Genomic DNA, 9,128 nt, shown 5'->3' with positions numbered 1-9,128 from the left:
ACGCCGCCAGCGTTCGTCCTGAGCCAGGATCAAACTCTCCAAAGAATTTGATATAGCTCTTTAAAAATGACGAAGCTTGCGCTTCATTCGAAAATTGTAAATCATTTTTGCCTCATCGTTCAGTTTTCAAAGACCAAATGTTGTCGTGTTAGCGACTTTTTAATAATAGCGATTTGACCTTTTAAAGTCAACCGTTTTTTATTATTTTTTTAATTCGCATTCTGTTGTCCGTGTGTGAACAGCAGCGACGTTTATTAATATATCAGCGCCCCCTATTTTCGTCAACTGTTTTTCTAAAAAAACTTTATTTTTTGTTTTACGCTCTGTAACTGAACGAAAGAACGTTTTAAACAAACAAGCCCAGACGAATGTCTGAGCTTGTACTAGTACGCTGTCATGATGATTTAGATGACACACGTTTCTTCGTTTTGGCCTTGCCCGCTGTCGACGGTTTGACGCTCTCTGCCTGAGCAGGTGCTTGGAAGCGATGCAGCATCAAGACTTGATACGCATTGGCAAACACGAGCGTCGCTAACGCCGGCCACAAGAGAGCAATTTCATCCGTCGCCTGAAGGGCTGGAATCCATTCAATCAACGTGATGACAATCATCAAGAAGAGCGTCGGGATGAACGCACTCGCGTTCGTCTGCTTCGCCTTACTCGTCGCGATAATCCAAGATACCATCACCAACACGACCATTTCACCTATATAGCGCCACATATGATCGTTGCCGAACGCGAGCATGCGAAGATATACCGCATCAAATAACGCAAAGGCGATCAATAGCACTTGCACGCGATTCCATAACCTTGGTCCTCGGAACAAGTCCAATCCAACCCGGTGGACAATCAAATAAGCAAAGAATCCCATCATGCTAATTCCCGTCCACGTGCTCGAGTAGCTAAGCGCCGTGACGATTGCTTCCCAAGATTGACTCACTAAATAACCTGGATTGGCCAGTAAGTTCATCACAAACCCAAACAACGTCCCGAAGACGAGCGTCGTCCAAAACAACCTTAAAAATCCTTGTACCTTCATTTGTGAACCATTACCCTTCTATCTGTTGAATGACCGCTTGTGCCAATCCATCGTATGTTTTCTCAAACGGATGCCCGTCCCGATAAACCGATGGGGCAAAGTCTTCTTCGTTTTCGTACGGCTGACCGAGCGGAATTTGAGCGAGCAACTTGCTCTTCAATGCCTCGGACAACTTTTCGCCTCCACCGTAACCGAAGACATACTCTTTCTCTCCAGTCACTTTGCTTTCGAAGTACGCCATGTTCTCAATGATGCCGAGGACTTTGTGGTTCGTCTTAATCGCCATCGCCCCAGCCCGTGCAGCGACGAACGCAGCGGTCGCATGCGGTGTCGTGACAATCAACTCTTGGCATGCCGGGAGCATCGAATGAATATCGAGCGCGACATCACCCGTTCCTGGCGGTAAATCGAGGAGCAAGTAATCTAGGTCGCCCCATTCGACGTCGTTAAAGAAATTATTGAGCATCTTCCCGAGCATCGGTCCACGCCAGATGACCGGCGCGTTATCTTCGACAAAGAAGCCCATTGAAATGACTTTCACACCGAACCGCTCGACCGGAATGATTTTTTCTCCACGTACGACTGGTCTTTCTTCGATTCCGAGCATATCCGGCACACTAAAGCCATAAATGTCGGCATCAATCAATCCGACTTTTTTTCCGGCCCGCGCGAGCGCGACGGCTAAGTTGACGGAGACCGTCGATTTCCCAACGCCGCCTTTCCCTGATGCGATTGCGATGAACGTCGTGCCTGCGTTCTCACGAAGAATTGCCGGCTTTGTCGCTTCTTTCAAGCTCTCGTCATTGAGCGCCTCAAAGCGGAGGCCGACCGTCTTGAAACCTTTTCCTTTGAGCAACGTGACAATCTCTTGTTGAAGTTGGAGCTGTTCCCCGCTCCCGGTTTGACCGAGCGCGACTTTAACACTGACATAATCTTCTTTAATGCGAATATCCTTCACGCCAGCTGTATCTCCAAGCGTACGGTTGATTGTTGGATCGATCAACCCCGCCAATTCTTCACGAACTTGTTCTACTGTAAGCATGTGGTTTCCCCCTAATTTCTGTCTCGCTAACAGTATATCAAAAAAAGCGTTTTCTTGAGGGAACGGAATGCAACAATTTCATGAGCAACAAAAAAACTCTCCGCCCCAATGGACAGAGAGTTTGAACCAAATTGTTCGAAGATTAACGCTTCGAGAATTGTGGTGCGCGACGTGCAGCTTTAAGACCGTATTTTTTACGTTCTTTCATACGAGCGTCACGAGTCAAGAAGCCTTTTTCTTTGAGGCTTGGACGGAATTCTGGGTCCGCTTGAAGAAGCGCACGTGATACGCCGTGGCGAATCGCTCCAGCTTGTCCTGTGAATCCACCACCGTTAACGTTAACGATTACATCGTATTTACCTTCTGTTTCAGTCAATACGAGTGGTGATTTTGCCATCATGATCAAAGTCTCATGACCGAAGTATTCTGAAATATCACGGCCATTTACAACAACTTTGCCGTCACCTGCAACGAGGTGAACGCGAGCCACCGAGTGTTTGCGGCGGCCTGTTCCGTAGTAACGTACATCTGCCATCGTTTAGTTCCTCCCTGTGTCCCGATTAACCGCGAAGTTCGTAAACTTCTGGTTTTTGTGCTGCGTGGTTGTGCTCAGCTCCAGCGTAAACGTGGAGTTTGTTGAATGATTGACGTCCAAGTGATCCTTTTGGAAGCATCCCTTTGATTGCGAGTTCAAGCATACGCTCTGGACGTTTTGCGAGAAGCTCTTTTGCAGTTTGTGATTTCAAACCGCCTGGATGACCTGAATGACGGTAGTAAATCTTGTCGTTCAATTTGTTACCAGTCAAGTGGATTTTCTCAGCGTTGATGATGATGACGTGGTCTCCGCAATCAACGTGTGGTGTGAAAGTCGGCTTGTGCTTACCGCGAAGAAGTGATGCTACTTCACTAGTCAAACGACCAAGTGTTTTGCCTTCTGCGTCGATAAGGAGCCATTTGCGTTCTACTTCAGATGCTTTTGCCATGAATGTCGTGCGCATGTGGAATACCTCCTAAAATGTCTGTTTACTTAATTTTTTTAGTGCTTGTTTGATGCTTTATCATAATCCTAGTTTACGGGGCTAAGATTGTGGTTCATCTCTCAATGTGAAAATGAAATGCCAATGAATATAATACGATTTTATAGGGGGAATGTCAATCTACTTTTTCATAATTCACATTCCACAAATATAGACCGTGCGGTGGGGCTGTAATCCCAGCGCTACGCCGGTCTTTAGAAGCGATCATTCGACTCACATCGGCCGCCTCATATTTCCCTCGCCCGACCTCAAGCAACGTACCAACCATAATCCGAACTTGGTTATAGAGAAAGCCCGAGCCGACGAATCGGAAGTACATCTCATCGCCTGCTTCAACGAGCTCCGCTTCATAAATTGTTCTGACGCGGTCCTCCACTTCCGCCTTCGTCACCGAGAAGGACGTGAAGTCGTAGGTCCCGACTAATAGACGAAGCGCCTGGCGCATCCGCTCATGATCGAGCGTATACGTGACCGTCACGGCATGGTGGCGTCGGAACGGATCGGCGTCGCCTCGAAAGAAATAGCGATACTCTTTCCGTTTCGCCCCGTACCGTGCGTGAAACGAAGCATCGACCTCTTCGGCCGCTTGGACGAGGATATCATCCGGTAACATCGCATTCAACGCTTTGACGAACCGGTCGACCGGCATCGAGAGGTGCGTATCGAAATGCAAGACTTGCCCCCTCGCGTGGACCCGGGCATCCGTACGGCCCGAGGCCACGACTTTCACGGCTCGGCTATGCATCCGCGCCAAGACGGCCTCCACTTCGGCTTGAATCGTGTTTCCATTCGGTTGTACCTGGTAGCCCGCATAGTTCGTCCCGTCATACGCTACCGTCAGTTTGATTCGCTTCATCCAATCCCTCGCAATCCGATTAGAATGAGTGTCACGATGACAAAGATGAGGAGTAACGCCGTATCACGACGATGCCACGTCATCTCACGCAATCGTGTCCGTCCTTCACCCCCACGGTACCCTCGAGCTTCCATCGCCGTAGCGAGGTCCTCAGCGCGTTTAAACGCAGATACGAATAAAGGGATCATGAGCGGGACGACTGCCTTGAGGCGATCCGTGATGGGACCGCTCTTCAAATCGACCCCTCGTGCCTGTTGGGCCTTCATGATTCGATCCGTCTCGTCGGCCAACGTCGGCAAGAACCGGAGCGAGATCGACAACATGAGGGCGATCTCATGCGCCGGTACTTTAAAGCGTTCGAGCGGGCGGAGCCCGGCCTCAATCGAGTCGGTCAGTTCCATCGGTGTCGTCGTCAGCGTCACGAGCGTCGTCAACATGACGAGATAGAAGAAACGGAGCGAGACGATTAAGCCCATGCGGACACCTTCCGAATAAATTGCGAACGGTCCGAATGAAATCAACTCGGTTCCCTCGCGATTAAAGAACAACTGCAACAACAGCGTAAATAGGATCAGGAATAGAATCATCTTCAGTCCGTTCCATAAATACCGCCACGACAGTTGAGACAATCGCACGGCGAACAACGTGAAACCGAGCAAGAATACGTTCGTCCACAAGTTATCCGCCAAAAAGACGATTGGGATGAAGGCGAGGATAAACAACGTCTTCGCCCGCGCGTCGAGTGTGTGGAGCCACGAGTGTCCGGGAATGTACTGTCCGATAATCAAGTCGCTCTCCCCCTTCCTAGCTCGAACGCAATCCAGTCCGCCAATTCGTGCTCTGTTCGGAGCGACGGTGTGTCGACACCAAACACTGGGGCAAGTTCATTGGCGAAACGGAGCACGTGTGGAATCTCGAGCTGGAGCGTCTCGACGAGCGCCTCGTCTTTGAATAAGTCGAACGGATCTCCGTCAAAGGCGACCTGTCCGCGTTCCATGACGACGACACGTTCCGCATAGGCCAACACGTCATCCATATCGTGCGAGACGAGGATGAGTGTCAAATCGAGTTCTTGTTTTAATTGTTTGAATAACGCCAGCATCTCGCGACGACCGAGCGGGTCGAGCCCTGCCGTCGGTTCATCCACGACGAGAACGTCCGGACGGCTCGCGAGTACTCCGGCGATAGCGACACGGCGCATCTGTCCGCCTGAGAGATCGAACGGCGAACGGCTCCAAAGCGCTTCATCGAGCCCGACAAGGCGTAAGGCGACATGGGCCCGTTCTTTCGCTTCGTCTTCAGACGCCCCGAAGTTACGTGGGCCGAACATGACGTCGCGTTCGACCGTCTCTTCAAATAATTGATGTTCCGGATATTGAAAGACGAGCCCAACGCGGCGCCGAAGCGGGAGTAAGCTTTGCTTTTTATCGCGACGCTTCGTGATTGCACGGACTTCGATGTCATCGACGACGACACGACCTTTTGTCGGCCGCAACAGGCCGTTCATATGTTGAACGAGCGTTGATTTCCCAGAGCCGGTATGGCCAAGAAACGCAACAAGCGCCCCCGACGGAATCATCACATTCACATCGCGCAGCGCGGTTCGTTCAAACGGAGTATTCAATTGATATTGGTAAGTCACTTCTTCAATGCTAATCGGCATAGATGGTTCACCAACTCCGAATGTTGTAGCATCAGACGATCGAGTGGTATGCCCCGTTCCTTCAGTTCGAGTTGCATCCGGACAATAAACGGTACGTCGAGCTGAATGGCTCGTAACGCCTCCGGATTTTGAAACACGTCTTCGGGTGTGCCAGTCATCGCAATCTTGCCTTTCGACAATGCAATGATACGGTCGGCAAACAACACTTCGTCGAGCTCGTGGGTAATGGCGACAACGGTCATCCCTTCTGAGACAAGCTGTTGCACCGTTTCAATCACCTCTTTGCGCCCAATCGGGTCAAGCATCGAGGTAGCTTCATCGAGCACGAGGACATGCGGGCGCATTGCGAGAGCCGAAGCAATCGCAACACGCTGCTTTTGTCCACCGGATAACTGATGCGGTTCACGGTCCGCTAGTTCCGATAATCCAACGCGCGCTAGACTGTCATCAATTCGACGAACCATTTCTTGACGTGGAAGCCCCATGTTTTCGAGAGAGAATGCCACATCATCGCGCACGGTCGCCCCGACAAACTGGTTGTCGGGATTTTGGAAGACGACACCGATCCGTTTCCGAACGTCCCACACGTCTGTGGCGTCCGTTGGATCGAGTGCCTCAACCCGGACTTCTCCTTCTTGAGGAAGCAAAAGCCCATTCCACAACTTCGTCAAAGTCGACTTACCAGAACCGTTATGGCCAACGATTGCGAGCCATTCCCCTTTGTATACGTCGAGTGACAACCCATTGAGGGCTGGCTCGGTCTGTCCCGGGTAACGAAACACGATATCGCGTACCATAATTTGAGATTCCATCTGCCGACTCCTTTCCGATGTGGAAACAGGGCAATACGTCACCGCATGCCCTGTTGACTGCCTAATGAATTAGACGAGTTCGATGATTACGACTTCCGCACCGTCACCGCGGCGTGGGCCGACTTTCATGATGCGTGTGTATCCACCTTGACGTTCAGCGTAGCGTGGTGCCACGTCTTCGAACAATTTTTGGATTGCGTCTTTTTCTCCAGCGTTCTCTTTGCGAACGAATGAAGCTACTTGACGACGGGCATGAAGATCGCCACGTTTCCCAAGAGTGATCAATTTTTCAACGACTGGGCGAAGTTCTTTCGCTTTTTGTTCAGTTGTTTGAATGCGCTCGTTGATAATAAGGTCAGTTGCAAGATCACGTAAAAGTGCCTTACGTTGCGAGCTTGTACGGCCGAGTTTCGAATAAGCCATTACATTTCCCTCCTTCGTTTGAACTTAGTCTTCTTTACGCAAGCCCAAACCGAGTTCGTCCAACTTGAGTTGAACTTCTTCGAGTGATTTACGTCCGAGGTTACGAACTTTCATCATCTCTTCCTCAGATTTGTTTGCGAGTTCTTGAACCGTGTTGATGCCAGCGCGCTTCAAGCAGTTGTACGAACGAACTGAGAGATCGAGTTCTTCAATCGTCATTTCGAGTACTTTTTCTTTTTGGTCTTCTTCTTTCTCGACCATAATTTCTGCATTGAGAGCTTCGTCAGTCAAGCCAACAAAGATGTTCAAGTGTTCTGTCAAAATTTTCGCCCCGAGCGATACCGCTTCTTCCGGACGGATTGAACCATCTGTCCACACGTCTAATAGAAGCTTATCGAAGCTAGCATCTTGACCGACACGTGTTTTATCTACTTCGTAGTTCACGCGTTGAATCGGTGTGTAGATCGAATCGATTGGAATTACGCCAATCGGCATATCATCACGTTTGTTATCTTCTGCCTGGACGTAACCACGGCCACGGCGAGCAGTCAAACGCATGCGAAGCGTCGCGTTGTCAGCGAGAGTCGCGATGTGGAGCTCAGGATTCAAGATTTCAACGTCGCTATCATGGGTAATGTCTGCCGCAGTGACAGCACCGGCACTTGAAACATTAATCTCAAGCGTTTTCTCTTCGTCCGAGTACACTTTGAGTGCCAACTTCTTGAGGTTAAGTACGATTTGCGTGACGTCTTCGACGACTCCGTCAATCGTAGAGAACTCATGAAGTACGCCATCGATTTGAACCGCTGTTACCGCTGCACCAGGGAGCGATGACAAAAGAATTCGACGTAGTGAGTTGCCGAGAGTCGTGCCATATCCACGTTCAAGCGGTTCCACCACGAATTTACCAAACGTAGCATCCTCGCTGATTTCGACCGTTTCGATCTTTGGTTTTTCAATCTCGATCATCTGAACCCCTCCTTGAGTGTATCCTGCCATGCAGCGCGAGCTGCATTGTATATGCTGTTTGTGCTAGGTAAGCCCTTCACACGCACAAGCGATTATACGCGGCGACGTTTTGGAGGGCGGCAACCGTTGTGCGGAACTGGTGTTACGTCACGGATTGCAGTTACTTCAAGACCAGTAGCTTGGAGGGCACGGATAGCCGCTTCACGTCCAGCACCAGGACCTTTAACGTTAACTTCTACTGTACGCATACCGTTGTCCATTGCAACTTTCGCTGCAGTTTCAGCAGCCAATTGTGCTGCGAACGGAGTCGATTTACGTGATCCTTTAAATCCAAGGTTACCAGAAGTAGCCCATGAGATCGCGTTACCTTGCGTGTCAGTGATTGTAATGATTGTGTTGTTGAAAGTAGAACGGATGTGTACCACACCGACTTCAACATGTTTTTTGACTTTACGTTTTGAACGTACATTTTGCTTACGTTTCGCCATTGTTCAATTCCCTCCTTTACTTCTTCTTGTTCGCTACTGTACGGCGTGGGCCTTTACGAGTACGCGAGTTGTTCTTCGTGTTTTGTCCGCGAACAGGGAGACTACGACGGTGACGAACACCGCGATAAGCGCCGATTTCAATCAAACGTTTAATGTTGAGTGAAACTTCACGACGAAGGTCACCTTCAACTTTGATTCCGTCAATTGCTTCACGGATACGGTTGATTTCGTCTTCTGTCAAATCACGTGTGCGTGAATCTTCAGATACGTTTGCAGTCTTCAAAATTTCTTGTGCTCTTGTTTTACCAATACCAAAGATGTATGTGAGCGAAATAACGATACGTTTTTCGCGTGGAATATCTACACCAGCAATACGTGCCATGTGTGCACCTCCTCTTAGATTAACCTTGTTTTTGTTTGTGTTTCGGGTTTTCGCAAATTACCATTACTTTACCCTTACGACGAATAACTTTACATTTTTCGCAGATCGGTTTTACCGACGGTCTTACTTTCATGATTATACCCTCCTCCTGGAAAAATCGGAGTTACTTGTAACGGTACGTAATCCGCCCGCGAGTCAAGTCGTACGGAGACAACTCGACAGTTACGCGGTCACCTGGAAGGATTCGAATATAGTGCATCCGAATTTTCCCTGAGACGTGCGCGAGCACCGTGTGGCCGTTTTCTAACTCCACTTTAAACATTGCGTTTGGAAGTGGTTCGACAACAGTGCCTTCCACTTCAATGACATCTTGTTTCGCCATCATTTATTCCCCTTTCTATATGAAGATATTTAGGA

14 protein-coding genes are annotated in these 9,128 nt (G+C 49.4%); all 14 read right to left on the bottom strand.

What is annotated here, in order from left to right:
- Positions 1-394: 394 nt before the first annotated feature.
- The gene (locus KNP81_RS13945) at positions 395-1,015 is read right to left on the bottom strand and encodes a KinB-signaling pathway activation protein (protein ID WP_021066633.1); all 621 of its coding nucleotides are present in this window, start codon (positions 1,013-1,015) and stop codon (positions 395-397) included.
- A 34-nt stretch (positions 1,016-1,049) separates the two neighbouring features.
- Positions 1,050-2,081: an Mrp/NBP35 family ATP-binding protein gene (locus KNP81_RS13940; RefSeq protein WP_021066632.1), complete on the bottom strand. Its 1,032-nt coding sequence runs from the start codon at positions 2,079-2,081 to the stop codon at positions 1,050-1,052.
- A gap of 142 nt (positions 2,082-2,223) precedes the next feature.
- Complete coding sequence (gene rpsI, locus KNP81_RS13935) at positions 2,224-2,616, bottom strand: 30S ribosomal protein S9 (RefSeq protein ID WP_021066631.1); 393 nt, start codon at positions 2,614-2,616, stop codon at positions 2,224-2,226.
- 25 nt (positions 2,617-2,641) lie between these two features.
- The gene (rplM, locus tag KNP81_RS13930; protein ID WP_021066630.1) at positions 2,642-3,079 is read right to left on the bottom strand and encodes a 50S ribosomal protein L13; all 438 of its coding nucleotides are present in this window, start codon (positions 3,077-3,079) and stop codon (positions 2,642-2,644) included.
- A 154-nt stretch (positions 3,080-3,233) separates the two neighbouring features.
- Positions 3,234-3,974 (bottom strand): tRNA pseudouridine(38-40) synthase TruA, encoded by a 741-nt coding sequence (gene truA / locus KNP81_RS13925; protein WP_214720366.1) that lies wholly within the window; start codon positions 3,972-3,974, stop codon positions 3,234-3,236.
- On the bottom strand, positions 3,971-4,762 hold the full coding sequence (locus KNP81_RS13920; protein WP_214720365.1) for an energy-coupling factor transporter transmembrane component T family protein: 792 nt from the start codon (positions 4,760-4,762) through the stop codon (positions 3,971-3,973). The genes truA and KNP81_RS13920 overlap by 4 nt, the downstream gene beginning before the upstream one ends.
- Positions 4,759-5,637 carry an energy-coupling factor transporter ATPase gene (locus KNP81_RS13915; RefSeq protein ID WP_214720364.1) on the bottom strand — a complete coding sequence of 293 codons (879 nt, stop codon included), beginning with the start codon at positions 5,635-5,637 and terminating at the stop codon, positions 4,759-4,761. Before KNP81_RS13915 ends, KNP81_RS13920 begins: the two co-directional genes overlap by 4 nt.
- On the bottom strand, positions 5,613-6,449 hold the full coding sequence (locus tag KNP81_RS13910) for an energy-coupling factor transporter ATPase (RefSeq protein WP_029594432.1): 837 nt from the start codon (positions 6,447-6,449) through the stop codon (positions 5,613-5,615). The genes KNP81_RS13915 and KNP81_RS13910 overlap by 25 nt, the downstream gene beginning before the upstream one ends.
- 69 nt (positions 6,450-6,518) lie before the next feature.
- On the bottom strand, positions 6,519-6,872 hold the full coding sequence (rplQ, locus tag KNP81_RS13905) for a 50S ribosomal protein L17 (RefSeq protein ID WP_012727650.1): 354 nt from the start codon (positions 6,870-6,872) through the stop codon (positions 6,519-6,521).
- A gap of 24 nt (positions 6,873-6,896) precedes the next feature.
- A complete protein-coding gene (locus KNP81_RS13900; protein ID WP_021066625.1) occupies positions 6,897-7,841 on the bottom strand; it encodes a DNA-directed RNA polymerase subunit alpha in 945 nt (314 codons plus the stop codon).
- A 92-nt stretch (positions 7,842-7,933) separates the two neighbouring features.
- A complete protein-coding gene (gene rpsK, locus KNP81_RS13895) occupies positions 7,934-8,329 on the bottom strand; it encodes a 30S ribosomal protein S11 (RefSeq protein ID WP_021066624.1) in 396 nt (131 codons plus the stop codon).
- A 16-nt stretch (positions 8,330-8,345) separates the two neighbouring features.
- Positions 8,346-8,711: a 30S ribosomal protein S13 gene (gene rpsM, locus KNP81_RS13890; RefSeq protein ID WP_021066623.1), complete on the bottom strand. Its 366-nt coding sequence runs from the start codon at positions 8,709-8,711 to the stop codon at positions 8,346-8,348.
- Between the two features lie 19 nt (positions 8,712-8,730).
- Complete coding sequence (gene rpmJ / locus KNP81_RS13885) at positions 8,731-8,844, bottom strand: 50S ribosomal protein L36 (RefSeq protein ID WP_003156543.1); 114 nt, start codon at positions 8,842-8,844, stop codon at positions 8,731-8,733.
- A gap of 30 nt (positions 8,845-8,874) precedes the next feature.
- Positions 8,875-9,093, bottom strand: coding sequence for a translation initiation factor IF-1 (gene infA, locus KNP81_RS13880; protein WP_021066622.1), 219 nt, complete (start codon positions 9,091-9,093; stop codon positions 8,875-8,877).
- Positions 9,094-9,128 lie beyond the last annotated feature (35 nt).

The organism is Exiguobacterium sp. s149, from assembly GCF_018618395.1.
GTDB classification, from domain to species: domain Bacteria; phylum Bacillota; class Bacilli; order Exiguobacteriales; family Exiguobacteriaceae; genus Exiguobacterium; species Exiguobacterium chiriqhucha.
This window is presented reverse-complemented; position numbering and strand designations above follow the sequence as displayed.